The organism is Micromonospora chokoriensis, assembly GCF_900091505.1.
GTDB classification, from domain to species: Bacteria; Actinomycetota; Actinomycetes; order Mycobacteriales; family Micromonosporaceae; genus Micromonospora; species Micromonospora chokoriensis.
Map to the genome: position 1 here is coordinate 3,684,009 of NZ_LT607409.1, position 14,746 is coordinate 3,698,754.

Genomic DNA, 14,746 nt, shown 5'->3' on the forward strand with positions numbered 1-14,746 from the left:
CACTCAGTCGAGGACCGCTTCCCGCAGGGATCGGACGGCGTAGTGAAGCCGCGAGCGGACCGTTCCCACTGGTATCCCGAGGCGCGCGGCGACCTCCGGGGCGGGACGGTTCTCGAGGAGAACCTCGATGAGTACTTCGTGGTGCTCCCGGCTGAGATTCCGCACGGCCTCGCTCAGCGCGACGTTCGCGAGGGCCTCGGCGGCGGTCGAGTCGTCCGCGGTCGCGCAGTCGGCTGACGGCATCGCTTCGAGGGGTAGTGCGCGCTGGCGGCGGTAGTGGTCGATGACCAGGTGCCGGGCCACCGTGAACAACCATCGTCGGCCGGTCTGTTCGTTCGCCGTGAGGACGGTCGGATTGCTCCGCCAGGCCCGGATCATCGTCTCCTGGACCAGATCTTCGGTGCTCTGGTCGACGTCGCGGGTCATCCTCGACACGAAACGCGTCAGCGGCGCGCAGTGCGTGGCCACCAGGTGCCGCATCTGCGCGTCGCTGTCGCCGGCAGGCGCCGTGGGCGACATGGAACAGCGCTCTCCCTCGTCGGTGACGAACCACTCGCGCGGCTCGTCACCGAACCTAGGTAGAGCTGACTGACAAATATGTGCTGCGCGAGTGACACGGGTGCGATCGCGCTCGGTCGGGTATGGCGTGTGACGCGTTGACAGCGAGTTCGACGCGGTGTGTAATATGTTGCATGCCGATCCCCGAACGTCAGGGTGTCATCCCGCGAGCCCTGCTGAGGGAAAACGCATACCTCTCGATCCGTGACGCGATTGTCGACGGCACTCTGGCACCTGGGGAACGACTCAACGACGCGGATCTGGCGCAGTGGCTGGGTGTGAGCCGCACCCCGGTGCGCGAGGCGTTGGCCCGGCTCGAGGAGGCCGGCCTCGTCCAGACCAAGCCCGGCCGCTACACCATGGTCACCCCGTTGGACGTCCAGGCCGCGAGGGCGGCCCAGTCGGTCACCGCGGCGATGCACGAGCTGGCCGTACGCCAGGCGGTGCCCCGTCTGTCCGCCGACGAGATCGAAGCCATGCGGGCGGCCAACGGGCGGTTCGCGGCAGCTCTACAGGCCGGCGACGTCGACGCCGCTATCGCCTCGGACGACGAATTCCACGGCGTCGCGGTAACGGCCGCCGCCAATTCGGCCATCCGTTCGGTACTGGAGCAGTTCACGCCGATGCTGCGACGGCTCGAACGCCTCCGCTTCGCGTCACTGCACGGGCGCGATTCCGTGGCACAGCACCAACGCATCATCGATCTGTGCGCGGCCCACGACGTGGAGCGAGCCGCGGTGGCCGCCCGGGACAACTGGCTGACCCTGGATCCGCTCTTCGACTTCGAGGCGCCCCCGCAGTAGGGCGCCTCCGCTCCGCCACCACCGCCTCCGCTCCGCCACCACCGCCTCCGCTCCGCCACCACCGCCTCCGCTCCGCCACAGCCGTCACGTCCGCCACAGCCGTCACGTCGGCCCCACGGCTGCGCCCTCTCCCGTGACAGGCCCCGGCCCGGTGTGACCTGCGCCGCGGCCTCGAACACGGGGTGCGGGACGACGTTGTACCTGATGAGCGGAGGTATACGCGCGCGGCCACCCGCACGATCGGAGACGCCCGGTGAAGATTTGGCTCCCACACAAGCTCGGTCTGCCCTACCTGCACGACCTGCCGGCGGCGGTCGACATCGAGGTGGCGGACGACCCGGCGACCCTGCCGTCGGACCCCGAAACGGTCACCTTCTTCGTTCCGACAGTGCTGGACCAGCCGCAGTTCCACGACGTCGTGCCAAGGATGCGCGCACTGGCGGGCTCACCGACCGCGTGTACCGGCTGGTGCGCGACCAGGTCCACAGGTACCTCGCCGGGGAACCCCTCGCCAACCGTGTCGACCGCTGAACCGGACGCGTCCGGCGCGGCGACTGGCCCAACCTGACCACGGCCCACCCAGTTGGGCGACGGGAGTGTGAACCTGTGCCACAGGACGTTCGAGCGGGTGGCGAGCGCGGGACGGCGCGGCGGCGCGCCCTCACCGCGACGCTGACACTGGAACTGGTGCTCGTCGCGCTCGGTTGCGGCCTGGCCTGGCAGAGCGAGGCCGGCGGTGGAAGGCGACCGACGACAGCCACCAACCTCGTCGACATGAACCTCGTCCCGCCCGGCCCCGCCGCCGCACCGGGCGCGGCAACCGGCACCTACACCTGGGACTGTGGCCGAAACGAGAACGGCCACCGCAACACCGCCAACATCGTGGTGGCACCCGGCTTTCCCGGGCAGCCGCATCACGTGCACGACTACGTCGGCAACCTCTCCACCGCCGTCGGCTCCACGCCGCAGACCCTCGCGGCGGCGCCGTCGACCTGCCGCAACGGTGACCTGTCGACGTACTTCTGGCCGGTGCTGCGCACCGTCGACCCGGCCACCACCGACCACACCGGCCACGACGGCCCGATCCAGGTGCCGGCCGAGGTGACCCTCACCTTCTCCGGCAACCCCCGGGGAACCGTCGTGCCGATGCCGCGGCAGCTCGCCGGCACGGTCGGGGACGCCGTGGCCGTCACCAACGGCGGCCGGAACGTGGCGGCGACCTGGACCTGCTCAGGCGCCGCGGAGCGGCGCACCACGGCGTACCCCCGATGCCCGGCCGGCGACCGGGTGCAGCGGGTGTACGACTTTCCGAGCTGTTGGGACGGCCGGCGGACGGACAGCGAGAGCCACCGTGCGCACCTCGTCTTTCCGTCCCCGGACGGCGCGTGCCCGCGCAACACCTTCCCGGTGCCCCGGCTCCGACTGACCCTCGGGTACGACATCCCGCCGGCTGCCGCGTTCCGGATCGACGCCTTCGACGGCCAGCGCAACAGCCCGCTGACCGATCACGCGTTCTTCGTCAACCTGATGCCGGAGCCGCTGATGGCGACTGTCGTCGACTGCCTCAACAGTGGACGGACCTGCCGGGGCTGACCCGGGCACACCTCACAGCGGCCGGCCGACCTCGAACCGGCCGTCGGAGGACAGCACCGTGACGGTGACGGTCTTCGGCACGCCGGCCACCTGGGCGGAGCAGGAGAAGCGGCTGCCCGCCTCCACGGACCGACCCGGTGGGCAGGCGACGAGGTCCGCGTCGAGCTGGTAGTCGTCGCGCAGCACCGACAGCACCCCCTGCTGCAGGGCCGCCGTGTCGAAGACTCTCTTGACGAGGAAGCCGGGCCGGACCAGTCCGAGTACCGCGACCAGCGCCACCACCGCCATCACCGGGCCGACGACGGCGATCAGGAGTTTCCGGGAGACCCGCCGCCGACGTTCGACGGGTGGGCGTGACCCGGTGGAGTCCGGCCCCCACTGCGCCGGAGGCGCCGGCGCCCACCGAGGGGCGGGAGTCGGAAAGTCGCCGTCGGCGCCCGCGTACGGGTTCGTCATCGTCGTCTCCTCCGGGCTCAGCTGGCGGCCGTGGTGGGGGTACCGGGCAGCGGCCTGGTGCGCTCGCCGGTCGGGCTGATCGCGAACCAGGTGTCCCCGACTCCCTGACCGTTGACGTCACCCGGCGCGGCGTCGTTCGCGAACAGGTAGACCGGCCAGCCACCGATGGTCACCTGGCAGGTGCCGTCGGCCCGCTCCACGTAACCGACACGCTTCGGGTTGATTCCGCTCGGGTAGATCTGCCCCGGCGACTTGACGAGCAGCGGAGGCCACATCGTCGCGCACTCACCGTTGCAGTTCGACGTCGACGGCTTGGCCCTGTCCTTGTCGAACCGGTACAGCGTCCGACCCTGCCCGTCGGCGACGTACGTGCCGATGTCAGGCGACGCGGTCCCGTTGAGTTGGATGACGGTGCTGCCCCGTCCCGTGTCCGGCGCGGGTGAGAGCGCGACGTCGGACGGGCCGCTGTAGATCCGTACGCGACCCTGGGTCCTCGCCACCGTCGGCGCCGTCGGAGCCTCGATCACCTCCGGCGGGGTGCCGGCCTCGGCTGTCGAACTCGGCGTCGGCTGCGCGGCCGTGGCGGCCGCCGTGGCCGGCGTGGCCGGCCCGGTCACCTCGTGGCCGCACGCGCCCAGGGCCGCCAGGCTGGCCAGTGCGATCGCGCTCAGCGCGACCCGGCTGTGCACAAGCATCTCTGCTCCACCTCGTGTTCGGGGAGGACCACGCCCATCCGCGCGGTCCGGCATCCACACGAAGCGGTCGGCGACCTGGTTCACCGTCGAGGTCGGACGAGTCCCCGGTCACGACGTCGAACCTCGCGCTGAACCGTTTCGGGCAACCGTCCGTGTGGGTGGCGGCGACGGCGGAAGGCGACCCAGGAGGGGCCGCCCCACGGAGCCGGAAGACCGACGACCTGAAGGAGCGGAACGTGGCCACCTACCACATCGTCAGCGAGGACATGCAGGAGTCTTCGACCTGGCTGAAGCAGAACATGCAGACGCTGCTGGACGGAATGAACCAGGCCAAGAGCAAGATCGACACTCTGATCCAGGGTGGCTACAACACCCCGGCGGCCCAGCAGAAGTTCGGCCCGTACTTCGACGAGTACAAGGGCAGCGTCGACCAGACCCTGAACGGCATGGAGGGCATCAGCCAGTACCTCTCGCAGGTCAGCGACGCGTTCTCCGAGACGGACAACCAGACCGGGGCCAGCCTCGGCCGCTGAACGACCGGACCGGCCCGGGGCCGCGTGGTGAGCGAATCACCACGCGGCCCCGCCCGTCTTTCCCCCATGGACCACCGACCAGGAGGCCCTCGTGCGCCTGCAGCTCACCGTTGCGGATCCGTCCACCGCCGTCATCGAATACCAGGTCGAGGCGGCCCCCGAGAACACCGTGGGGGAACTCGCCGAGGCGCTCGCCGCGCGCCGGCCGGAGCCCACCGGCACACCACCGGCGATCTTCGTCGCCGGTGCGCCACTGGACCCACTGCTCACCCTCGCCGAGGCACCACTGCGCCAGGGCACGGTGCTCGGGCTGGATCGGCCCGTGCCCGAGCCCCCGACGCAGCCGCCGGGACTGGTGCAGGTGCGGGTGGTCAGCGGCACCGACGCCGGCGCGACCTATCAGCTCGACCTCGGTGAACACACCATCGGCACCGCGAGCGCCAGCCGGGTCGGCCTCACGGACCCCACACTCGCGCCGGTGATGGCGTCGGTCCGGGTCCTTCCGGACGGCAGGTGCCGGTTGCGACCGGAGCAACCCGGCCTCCTGCTCGACCGGGTCGAGCTCGACGGGGAACAGGCGTGGCCCCCCGGCGGACAACTCGCGGTCGGCTCGTCCCTGCTGGAACTCCGCGTTCCGGTCCGTGCCGAGGCCGCGCTGCAGATCTCCGAGGACCGCACCGGGCTGGACTACAACCGTCCGCCACGGCTGCTGCCGGAGGTGCGCCCGACCCAGTTCACCCTGCCGTCACCGCCGTCCCCGCCGGAGCGACGACCGCTCGTACTGATCACCGTGCTGGCCCCGCTGGTCGTCTCCGGAGCCGCGTTCCTCATCACCGGCAATCCGCTGACCCTGCTCTTCGCCATCCTGTCGCCGGTCGCGCTGATCGCCGGTCAGATCAGCTCCCGACGGCTGGGCAAGGCCAGCCATCGCACCCGCCTCGCCGAGTACGAGGCGAAACGGACGCGGATCAGCGCCGAGGCGCAGGCGGCGCTGACCGCCGAGCGGCTGGCCCGACGGGACAACTTCCCGGACCCCGCCGCCGTACGGCTGATCGCCGTCGGGCCGGAGCGCCGCCTCTGGGAGCGTCGCCGCACCGACCCCGACTTCCTCGAACTGCGGGCCGGCAGCGCCGACCTTCCGTCCGAGGTGGTGCTCCGGGACCCGAGCCAGGACGAGCATCGACGGGAGGTCCGGTGGAGTGCCCTCGACGTGCCGGCGACCGTGTCGGTGCGTAAGCACGGAGTGGTCGGCATCGCCGGCGCCGCCGTCGCCCGGGTGACCGCCCGGTGGATGGTCGCGCAGGCCGCCACCCTGCACAGCCCCGAGGACCTGCAGATCTACCTGCTCGCCGGTGCGGGCGACGAGGAGGGCTGGTCGTGGGTCGGCTGGCTGCCGCACGCGGCGCCGCGCGACGGCCAGGACACCGTCGCCACCGTCGGCGCCGACACCCAGACCATGGCCCGACGCGTGGCCGAACTGAGTGCCGTGATCGCGGCCCGCTCCGCCGAGCGGGCCGACGGGACGTTCCGCGACATCCTCGTGGTGCTCGACGGGGCACGCCGGCTGCGCTCCCTGCCCGGGGTGACGCAGATCCTGCGGGAAGGACCCGCCGTCGGGGTGTACGCGATCTGCGTCGACGCCGAGGAGAAGCTGCTGCCGGAGGAGTGCCAGGCCGTCGTCGCCGAGCAGACCGACGGGTCGCTGCTGGTGACCCGGACGCTCGCCGCGCCGATCCCCGCCGTGCACCCGGACCTGCTCTCAACGCCGTGGCTGCGGACGGTGGCGCGTGCGCTTGCGCCGCTGCGCGACACCGGCGGCGCGGACGACGGCGCCGCCCTGCCGGACGCGAGTCGGCTGCTCGACGTGCTGGGCATGGAACCGCCGGAGCCGGACGCGGTCGCGGCCAGGTGGACCACCGGAGGCCGGACCACCGAGGCGGTGCTCGGCGTCTCGCTGGACGGACCGTTCGCCCTGGACCTCAAGCGGGACGGTCCGCACGCGCTGGTCGCCGGCACCACCGGATCGGGCAAGTCGGAGCTGTTGCAGACCCTCGTCGCTTCGCTCGCCGTCGCCAACCGGCCGGACGCGATGACGTTCGTGCTGGTGGACTACAAGGGTGGCAGCGCGTTCAAGGACTGCGTCCGGCTGCCGCACACCGTCGGCATGGTCACCGACCTCGACACCCACCTGGTGGGTCGGGCGCTGACCTCGCTCACGGCCGAGCTGAAGCGGCGCGAGCACATCCTCGCCGCGGCGGGCGCGAAGGACATCGACGACTACGTCGACCTGCTGCGCCGCGAGCCGACCCGGACCTCGATGCCACGACTGCTGATCGTGATCGACGAGTTCGCGTCGATGATCCGGGACCTGCCGGACTTCGTGACCGGTCTGGTGAACATCGCGCAGCGGGGACGGTCGCTCGGCATCCACCTGGTGCTGGCCACCCAACGTCCGGGCGGAGTGGTGTCACCCGAGATCCGGGCGAACACCAACCTGCGGATCGCCCTGCGGGTGACCGACACCAGCGAGAGCCAGGACGTGCTGAACGCCCCGGACGCCGCCTCGATCCTGAAGTCGACGCCGGGCCGGGCCTTCGTACGCCTCGCCCAGTCGTCGCTGGTGCCGTTCCAGGCCGGGCGGGTCGGTGGGTTCCGTCCGGGCGCCCGCACGGAGGCCCGGCAGGCGCCCTGGCTCGCGCCGGTCTCCTGGAAGGACCTGGGTCGGCCCAGGCCCAGCCGTCCGGGTGTGAAGGCCGCGCCATCGGCCGAACTCACCGACCTCGCCGTGTTGGTGGAGGCCGTCCGGGGCGCCAGTGAGCAGCTCGCCATCGAGCCGCCGCACAGCCCGTGGCTGCCGGCGCTGCCGGACACGCTGACCGTCGACGCTCTTCCCGCGCCGCGCGGCAGCGGCTACCACCTGCCCCCGGTGGCGTACGGCCTGGTTGACCTGCCGGCCGAGCAGGAGCAGGCGCCGCTGGAGCTGGACCTGGGGACGCTGGGGCACCTGCACGTCATCGGCTCGTCGCGCAGCGGCCGTTCGCAGGCGTTGCGGACGATCGCCGGCACCGTGGCCGGCGCGCACTCGACCGCCGACGTCCATCTCTACGGCGTGGACTGCGGCAACGGCGCCCTGCTCGCCCTCACCGAGCTGCCGCACTGCGGCGCCGTGGTGCAGCGGACCGAGGCCGAACGGCTCGGTCGCCTGTTCGCCCGCCTCGTCGCGGAGCTGGGGCGTCGCCAGCAGCTGCTCGCCTCCACCGGTTCGGCCGGGATGGTGGAGTACCGGGCCGGGGCGGCCGAGTCCGACCGTCCGCCGCACATCCTGGTGCTGCTCGACCGGTTCGAGGTCTTCGACAAGACGTTCGCCGACTACGACAACGGCAGTGTCATGGCGGCCCTGCTGACCCTGTTGCGCGAAGGCGCCGGGGCCGGAATCCACGTGGTGATGGCCGGTGACCGGAGTATGTTCACCACCCGGATCTCGTCGACGACCGACGACAAACTGGTGCTCCGGCTGACCGAACGCAGCGACTACAGCATGGTCGGCATCAATTACCGGCAGCTGCCGGACGAGATCGGCACGGGCCGGGCGATCCGGGCGGTCGACGGCGCGGAGGCCCAGATCGCCCTGCTCACGCGGGACAGCTCCGGGCAGGGTCAGGCCCGTGCGCTCGCCGTGATCGCCGAGGCGGCGCGACTGCGGGATGCCGCGGTCGGCACCGCCGGACGCCCGTTCCGGATCGACGTGCTGCCGGACGAGCTGACCCTGGCGCAGGCGAGCGCCCTGGCGCGGCCGACCGGTCCGCTGTGGACGATGCTCGGAGTCGGCGGGGACGAGCTCTCGGCCATCGGCCCGGACCTGGAGACCAACCCCTCGTTCATCCTGGCGGGACCGCCCCGATCCGGGCGGAGCACCGCCCTGCTGACGATGGTCGCCGGTCTGCTGGCGAAGGGGACACCCGTGGTGATCGCGGCACCCCGCCGATCACCGCTGCGGGAGTTGGCCGGGGTGCCCGGGGTGCTCGACCTGGTGACGAGCGAGAACTTCACCTCCGCCGGGCTCGCGGCTGCCCTCGCCGGGCGAACCGGGCCCGCCGTGGTCGTCCTGGACGACGCCGAGCAGCTGCTCAAGTGCGACGCCGGCAGCGACCTCGGTGAGATCGCCCGGGTCGGGGCGGAGAGGGGCCTCGGGCTGATCATGGGTGGTTCGATCGACGGTCTCTCCGGTGGCTTCGGCGGCTGGCACGTCGACGCCCGCCGCAACCGGCAGGGCGCGCTGCTCAGCCCGCAGGGCCTCGGCGACGGTGAGCTGATCGGCGTGAAGCTGTCCCGCAGCCAGCTCGGCGGCGGTCGGCCGGGCCGGGTGCACGCCCACTTCGGCGACGGCAAGCTGCACCTGGTGCAGGTGCCCCGCACCGAACCGGCCGGGCTGCGGGAGCTGCTGGCCGGGACCGGCGACGCCCGGTAGGCACGACCGCGACGACGGAGTCCGGCTCCCATTCGGGGCCGGACTCGACAATGCCCAGACCCCACCGGGTACGCAACGACGTTGGGGGGACACCCCCCAACGGTGTCCCCCCAACGCAGGTCGGCAGTTACCCCTAGCTGCCGACCTCCCCCGGGGAGGCCGCCGGCGGCGTGAGCGCGGAAGCCTCCCCCTTATACGAGAAGGTCAATGTCGCGGTGATCGTGGCGAAGAGCTCGAAGATCTCCTCCGCCTCCGCGAGATTCGGGCTCGAACCGGTGACCACCAGCACGTTCGTCGCCCCCGGCAGCGGTACGACCGTGTGCATCACGGCGCAGCGCATGGTGACGCCGTCCTGGCTGACGTTCTGGATGCCGTGCACCCGGCCGACGGTGCCGATCGCGGGGATCTGTGCGGTGCTCACCCGACGCCAGGTGCCGTCGGCGTGGGCGGGCTGCGCCACCGCGGTCAACGCCCCGATGATGTCGCCCGTCGCGGGCGGGGTGACCACGGAGACCAGCACCGTGGCGATGAGCGCGCCGTCCTCGTACACCTGGAACGTGCCGGCGGCGTGCACCGCGCCGGCGTTGCGGGCCTGCCGCACCGACCGGCGCAGCTGCTCGGCGTACTGTCCCGCCTGCTCCTCGGTGAACCCACCGTCGCGGGCCCGGGTCCACACGTCGTCGGCGACGCGGTTCTCGCTCGCCTCGTCGGCGACCGAGAAGTCGACCCAGTCGTGCGGCGTACGCAGCTCGAATCCGGTCGGGACAGCTACCGCCGTGCCTCCTGCGCTGGTCAACTCGTTGCTCCGTCCGACTCGAGTGAGGCTGCCGTCTGGTCGTCGGTCTCCCGGAACGCGTCGGCCACCGCCTTCGCGGCGTCGCGGACCCCTTCGAGGTCCTTGGCCACGACGTACCGGCCGTCGCCCCAGCGCTTCTCGAACTCGCGGGCGGCCCCTTCCAACTCGCGCTGCCCCAGCGTGTCGACGACCGGACCCATCGACCTGATCGGTGAGCTGTCCATCAGCTCCTTGGTGCGCTGCAACAGGTCGTGCACCCGCATCAGCTCCGTGCCGGGTACGTCGATCACGCTCATCGCGCCACCCCGGCGTCGAGCCTGCTCCGCTTGCCCATCCCCGCTCTCCTCCCCGGTCCGGTCAATGACTCCGCGCCGTACACGGACGGCCGGTCGGATCGGTTCAGTCCGGCTGAACCGTTTCCACGATCGCTACGTGTGCGAGTCGGCTCACGGCATTGGCCGGAGCGGGGAGCGGTCGGTGCGATGGGGAGGTTGGTCATGACGCGTCCGGGAGACGCCGAGTGGTCGGTGTTGCAGGTGGACTCCGACCCGGTACCCGGTGATCCGGAGTCCTTCGACGAGATCACGCGGGCCTACCAGGAGCTGTCCGCCACCACGCGGGAGGCGCACGACCTGCTCGCCTCCGGTGGCCAGGTCCAGCTTGGTCAGGGCAAGGCGATGGAGGCGTTCCGTGACCTGATCGGCAAGTTGCCCGGGCGACTGGATCGGATGGCGAACTCCTACGCCGCGGCGGCCGACGCGTACGTGCGGTACCTGCCGTCGCTGGAGGAGGCGCAGGCGATGTCGCTGCGGGCCCTCGACCAGGCCCGGCAGGCGTCCGGCGACCAGGCCGCCGCGCAGGCGGCCGTCGCCTCGGCGCAGGCGGCGATCACCGCGTTGGGCGGCGATCCGGCGGCGGACCAGGCCGCCAAGGACAAGGCCAGTGACGACGACGCCGCCGCACAGAACCGCGCGGCCGACGCCCAGCAGGCGCTCGACCAGGCGAAGGCGCTGCTGGGCCAGGCGACGGCGCTACGTGACCAGGCTGCCCGGACGGCGGCGCAGACGTTGCGGGGGTTGGCGAAGGACGCGCCGCAGCGCTCGCTCTGGGAGAAGATCGTCGAGGCGTTCCAGGCGTTCATCGACTTCCTCCGCAGCACCGTCATCCAGTGGATCACCCTGATCCTGGACGCGCTGTCGGTGATCGCCTCGTTCATCTTCCCGCCGCTGGGTCAGGCGATCGGCTTCCTCTCCGGTGCGATCGACCTCGCGGCGGCGGCGCTCACCGGTGATCCCGCCGCGATCGGGTTGGCCGCCGGGGGTCTGCTGCTCGGTCTGGTGCCGGGCGGGCGGCTCGTCAGTCGCATCGTCAAGATCGCCGGCAGCGCTGGCAACAAGCTGCCGGGCAGCGTCTCGGAGGGGATCAGGAACAGCATCAAGGGCCTCGGCGGCACGCCGGGAAGCACCCGGAGCGTGGGCAAGGCCGCCACGCCGGGGGCGGGGATCGACACCGCCGTCACCAGTGTCGGCCTCGGCAAGACCATCAAGGGCGTGTTCACGTCGATCGGCAACAAGATCGATGACATGCGCTTCGCACGCGACCTCAGGATCTCCAACGAGAGGCGCGCCGCCGACCCCAGCCTCCTGGCCGGGATGACCGACAAGGGCCGCCTGAAGACGTTCCGTGCCGAGGACGTCCAGTCCGTGCCCCTGCGCGACAGCGAGGGCAAGCAGATCGGCGTCATCTTCCCCAGCAGGTCGACCGACGTCGAGAACTTCACCGACTGGGGAGCGCAGAAGGCCAACCTCGCCACCGGTAAGAACCTGGGCGGCTCGATGGACATCGGGGGTGCGAAGGCCATCCGACAGTTGCCCGGCAGTGAGCCCACCCTCGCCGGCAACCAGTTCCTGCCGGCTCCATGGAGCAATCTGAGGAGCGACCCGATGTTCATCTTCGCCCACGGCAGCCCGGACAGCGCCGCCGTGACCCTGTCCAGCGGCAAGGTGGTGAGCGTCCCCGGGGCCAGCATGGCCAAGATCCTCAGCAACGATCCGAACTTCAAGGCGCTCGCCGAGGCCAACCCGAAGGCCGCGATCGCCATGATCTCCTGCAACTTCGCCAACAGCAAGGGCGAAGCCGGCCAGCAGTTCGCTGACGTCATGCGCGACCTCGGCAACCGGCGGCAGATCTTCGCGGCGAACAACACCGTGCACGCGGCCCGGGGCGTTGACGAAGTCGGCCTGCTCACCAATCCCGGCGAGACCATCGCGACCCTGGCCGTGGAGAGCACTGACGACCCGAAGGACGGCAAGGGCGAATTCCGAAAGATCACTCCGACGCCGAGGGGAAGGGCCTGATGAACGAGCACGACGAGACCGACGTGCAGCGCAACTGGATGCTGCTGCTGGACAGCGACGACGAGGAGCCGACCGAGGCTCCGCCGGTGGAGACCATCGTCGGCGGTTGGCTGGTCGAGGACGACGGCACCATCGGACGGTTCGAGGCGAACCCGCTGTACCAGCCTCGTACCGCCGACTCACCCACCAGCGCCGTGGACGCGGCGGCGAAGCTGGTCGCCACCGACCGGGCCGACGTCGGCCTGGTGCTGCGGACGCTGCGGGACAGCCTGGTCATGGTCGCGCTCGATGAGGCGGGCGACGTGGCCGTGACGTCCGCCCCGGACGGGGTGGCCTGCGTGGTGGTCGCCTCCGGCGCCCTCGACCAGGCGCGCGTCGACGCGCCACAGTGGCGGCAGGTCGGTCTGACCGAGCTGCTGGGGCTGCTCCCGGACGGGCTCGACGTGCTGGTCAACCCGGGCGGGCCACGGGCCATGCGCCTGCAGGCGAGCGCCCTGCGCGACTCGGTCGACGCCGACGGAGCCGAGTGAGATGTCCTCGACCAGGGCGTACGCCGGACTGGTCCTGGCGGTGCTGACCGCGTTCCTGCTGGCGACCCCGACCGGCGCGGACGCCGTCGAACCGTCGGTGCCGTACTGGGTGGTACCCGGGCAGCCGGGCGCGGAGAGCGAACTGACGCTGCCCGGGGTCGCCGACCGGGTGCTCGGCGACAGTCGGCGCTGGCCGGAGATCTTCGAGCTGAACCAGGGGCGTATCCAGCCGGACGGCGGAACGCTGACGGATCCGGCGCAGTCGATCCGCGCCGGCTGGGTCTTCGTCCTCCCCGAAGGCGCGACCTCCGGTGAGATCCGCGTCGGTCCACCGCCGTCGGCCACCTCGGACCTGGGCCGGCAACCGGAGGCTCCGCCGGTCGACCAACCGGAGCAAACCCCGGCAGCGGCGCCCCCGGCTCCTCCGGGCGGCGGCGGAACCGTCGGCCTCCGACCGGTAGCGGTGACGCTGCTGGGCATCGGCGCGGTGGTGCTGGCGGTCGTCGTACCGGTGCTGGTCCGGCTGGTCCGACGCCGCCGCGCGGCCGAACCGCCGCGACCCGCGCCGGGCTCACGCCAGGCGTTGGACCGCGCCCTGCGGCAGATCGCCGCACCGGCGTCCCACCCCCCGGTGTACGCGGCGATGGTCGGTGCGGACCGGGTGTCGCTCCGGCTGGCGCCGGCCCTGCCGGACCCGCCGCCCCCGTGGCGGGCACGGCAGCAGGGCGCGATCTGGGAGGCGCCGAGTTGGGACCTCGACCAGCAGGTGACCACCGACGGCGGCGGGCTGCCGATGCTCGCCACCGTCGGCACCGTCGGCGGTGAACTGACAGTCGTCAACCTGGGGCGAGCGCCCGGAATCGTCGCGCTCACCGGCGAGCCGGCAGCCGCGCACCGCCTGGCGGGCGCGTTCCTCGACGAGATCAGCCGCTACGCCGCGACGTCGGTGGCGATCAGTGTCGTCGGCCCACCACCTCCGCCCTGGCCGGTCCCGGAACGGGTTCGGGTCGTCGTCGATCTGCGTTCCGTCCTGCCGTTGCCCGGCGACGACGCCTTGGATGCCCATGGGTCCTCGGCGCTGCGCGACCACCTGGTGGTGGTGACCGCCCCGCTCCGACCCGAGGAGTGGGAACGTCTCGGCGCGGTGGCGGCGGCCTCCGACGGCACAGCGGCCGTGGTGGTCGTCGGCGACGCGCCGAACACCGTCTGGCGGTTCGACATCGACGCCGACGGGACCCTCGACGTCGGGGTGCTCGGCCTGCACCTCGACCGTCCCACCCCGCGCGGTCGGCTCATCCCGGTCCTCGGCCGCTGATCCTCCTGCCCGAACCTCGCAAACGATTGGTGTGCCGATGAAAGCGCCCGTTCCGCACCGACTGCTCGGCGCACTGACGCTGGCCGGAGCGCTGCTCGTCACCGGGTGCACCACAGTGGTGCGCGACCCCGTCGCGCTGCCCGCCCCCGACGCCCCCGCCGACACGCGAACGGGTGCCCCGCAGCGGCCGGGCGCCGCCGACCCGCAGAACGCCCTGGGGCAGCGCAGCCCGGACGGGGGCTACTGGCCCGCGTCGGTCCAGCTTGGAGAACACCCGGAACTCGGCCCGGTGGTGCTCGACGGGCAGGGCTTCACGCTCTATCGGTTCGACCAGGACAGCGCCGCACCCCCGCGGTCGAACTGCACGGAACAGTGTCTGACCGCGTGGCTGCCGGTCCTGGTGAACGAGAAGGTCTCGTTCAAGGACCTTGATCCCGCCCGACTTGGCGCGGTGCCCCGCTCCGACGGAACCCGCCAGGTGACAGTGGGTGGGCGGCCGGTCTACCGCTTCGTGGACGACCGGGTGCCCGGCCAGGCCGCCGGACAGGGGGCCGACGGGCTCTGGTTCGTGGTCGCTCCGGACGGAGACAAAGCCGCTGCTCCGGTCGGCCAAAAGCCCGAAAGTTCACCCAGGTGAGCCTA

The 14,746-nt window shown here is 71.8% G+C and carries 14 protein-coding genes; 9 read left to right on the top strand and 5 right to left on the bottom strand.

The genetic code is table 11. The features are described from left to right. Window positions 1–3: 3 nt before the first annotated feature. A complete protein-coding gene (locus tag GA0070612_RS17285; RefSeq protein ID WP_088988832.1) occupies window positions 4–519 on the bottom strand; it encodes a sigma-70 family RNA polymerase sigma factor in 516 nt (171 codons plus the stop codon). A 173-nt stretch (window positions 520–692) separates the two neighbouring features. Here GA0070612_RS17285 and GA0070612_RS17290 point away from each other — a divergent pair, with 173 nt between their 5' ends. From GA0070612_RS17290 to GA0070612_RS17300, 3 genes are all read left to right on the top strand, one after another. After that, a complete protein-coding gene (locus GA0070612_RS17290) occupies window positions 693–1,361 on the top strand; it encodes a GntR family transcriptional regulator (RefSeq protein WP_088988833.1) in 669 nt (222 codons plus the stop codon). 253 nt (window positions 1,362–1,614) lie between these two features. Next, complete coding sequence (locus GA0070612_RS17295; RefSeq protein ID WP_088988834.1) at window positions 1,615–1,929, top strand: Rossmann-fold NAD(P)-binding domain-containing protein; 315 nt, start codon at window positions 1,615–1,617, stop codon at window positions 1,927–1,929. 38 nt (window positions 1,930–1,967) lie between these two features. Further along, window positions 1,968–2,954 (top strand): DUF1996 domain-containing protein, encoded by a 987-nt coding sequence (locus GA0070612_RS17300; protein ID WP_088988835.1) that lies wholly within the window; start codon window positions 1,968–1,970, stop codon window positions 2,952–2,954. Between the two features lie 12 nt (window positions 2,955–2,966). Here GA0070612_RS17300 and GA0070612_RS17305 read toward each other — a convergent pair whose 3' ends face one another. Both GA0070612_RS17305 and GA0070612_RS17310 read right to left on the bottom strand, forming a co-directional pair. Next, the gene (locus GA0070612_RS17305; protein ID WP_088988836.1) at window positions 2,967–3,410 is read right to left on the bottom strand and encodes a DUF4333 domain-containing protein; all 444 of its coding nucleotides are present in this window, start codon (window positions 3,408–3,410) and stop codon (window positions 2,967–2,969) included. Window positions 3,411–3,427: 17 nt separating this feature from the next. After that, window positions 3,428–4,105, bottom strand: a complete 678-nt coding sequence (locus GA0070612_RS17310; RefSeq protein ID WP_088988837.1) for a COG4315 family predicted lipoprotein — start codon at window positions 4,103–4,105, stop codon at window positions 3,428–3,430. A gap of 236 nt (window positions 4,106–4,341) precedes the next feature. On the opposite strand from GA0070612_RS17310, the gene GA0070612_RS17315 reads away from it, so the two are divergent. Beyond that, window positions 4,342–4,638 (top strand): WXG100 family type VII secretion target, encoded by a 297-nt coding sequence (locus GA0070612_RS17315; RefSeq protein ID WP_145780117.1) that lies wholly within the window; start codon window positions 4,342–4,344, stop codon window positions 4,636–4,638. Between the two features lie 91 nt (window positions 4,639–4,729). Further along, window positions 4,730–9,106 carry an FtsK/SpoIIIE domain-containing protein gene (locus GA0070612_RS17320; protein ID WP_088988839.1) on the top strand — a complete coding sequence of 1,459 codons (4,377 nt, stop codon included), beginning with the start codon at window positions 4,730–4,732 and terminating at the stop codon, window positions 9,104–9,106. A 133-nt stretch (window positions 9,107–9,239) separates the two neighbouring features. Here the strand turns inward: GA0070612_RS17320 and GA0070612_RS17325 are convergent, their stop codons facing one another. Together GA0070612_RS17325 and GA0070612_RS17330 are read right to left on the bottom strand one after the other, a co-directional pair. Further along, window positions 9,240–9,902, bottom strand: coding sequence for a hypothetical protein (locus GA0070612_RS17325; RefSeq protein WP_088988840.1), 663 nt, complete (start codon window positions 9,900–9,902; stop codon window positions 9,240–9,242). Continuing rightward, window positions 9,899–10,198, bottom strand: a complete 300-nt coding sequence (locus GA0070612_RS17330) for a hypothetical protein (RefSeq protein WP_088988841.1) — start codon at window positions 10,196–10,198, stop codon at window positions 9,899–9,901. Before GA0070612_RS17330 ends, GA0070612_RS17325 begins: the two co-directional genes overlap by 4 nt. A gap of 201 nt (window positions 10,199–10,399) precedes the next feature. Between GA0070612_RS17330 and GA0070612_RS17335 the strand changes: the two genes are divergently transcribed. Genes GA0070612_RS17335 through GA0070612_RS17350 form a run of 4 tightly spaced genes read left to right on the top strand, consistent with a single transcriptional unit; the run spans window position 10,400 to window position 14,741 of the window. Continuing rightward, a complete protein-coding gene (locus GA0070612_RS17335) occupies window positions 10,400–12,259 on the top strand; it encodes a hypothetical protein (protein ID WP_088988842.1) in 1,860 nt (619 codons plus the stop codon). Then, window positions 12,259–12,789 (top strand): type VII secretion system-associated protein, encoded by a 531-nt coding sequence (locus GA0070612_RS17340; RefSeq protein ID WP_088988843.1) that lies wholly within the window; start codon window positions 12,259–12,261, stop codon window positions 12,787–12,789. Before GA0070612_RS17335 ends, GA0070612_RS17340 begins: the two co-directional genes overlap by 1 nt. 1 nt (window position 12,790) lies before the next feature. After that, window positions 12,791–14,104 carry a hypothetical protein gene (locus GA0070612_RS17345; RefSeq protein WP_088988844.1) on the top strand — a complete coding sequence of 438 codons (1,314 nt, stop codon included), beginning with the start codon at window positions 12,791–12,793 and terminating at the stop codon, window positions 14,102–14,104. Window positions 14,105–14,141: 37 nt separating this feature from the next. Further along, window positions 14,142–14,741 (top strand): hypothetical protein, encoded by a 600-nt coding sequence (locus GA0070612_RS17350; protein WP_088988845.1) that lies wholly within the window; start codon window positions 14,142–14,144, stop codon window positions 14,739–14,741. Window positions 14,742–14,746: the final 5 nt, after the last annotated feature.

Coding starts and splice junctions, on each gene's coding strand:
- GA0070612_RS17285 (WP_088988832.1), bottom strand. CDS start 519: ATGTCGCCCACGGCGCCTGCCGGCGACAGCGACGCGCAGATGCGGCAC.
- GA0070612_RS17290 (WP_088988833.1), top strand. CDS start 693: ATGCCGATCCCCGAACGTCAGGGTGTCATCCCGCGAGCCCTGCTGAGG.
- GA0070612_RS17305 (WP_088988836.1), bottom strand. CDS start 3,410: ATGACGAACCCGTACGCGGGCGCCGACGGCGACTTTCCGACTCCCGCC.
- GA0070612_RS17310 (WP_088988837.1), bottom strand. CDS start 4,105: ATGCTTGTGCACAGCCGGGTCGCGCTGAGCGCGATCGCACTGGCCAGC.
- GA0070612_RS17330 (WP_088988841.1), bottom strand. CDS start 10,198: ATGAGCGTGATCGACGTACCCGGCACGGAGCTGATGCGGGTGCACGAC.
- GA0070612_RS17335 (WP_088988842.1), top strand. CDS start 10,400: ATGACGCGTCCGGGAGACGCCGAGTGGTCGGTGTTGCAGGTGGACTCC.
- GA0070612_RS17340 (WP_088988843.1), top strand. CDS start 12,259: ATGAACGAGCACGACGAGACCGACGTGCAGCGCAACTGGATGCTGCTG.
- GA0070612_RS17345 (WP_088988844.1), top strand. CDS start 12,791: ATGTCCTCGACCAGGGCGTACGCCGGACTGGTCCTGGCGGTGCTGACC.
- GA0070612_RS17350 (WP_088988845.1), top strand. CDS start 14,142: ATGAAAGCGCCCGTTCCGCACCGACTGCTCGGCGCACTGACGCTGGCC.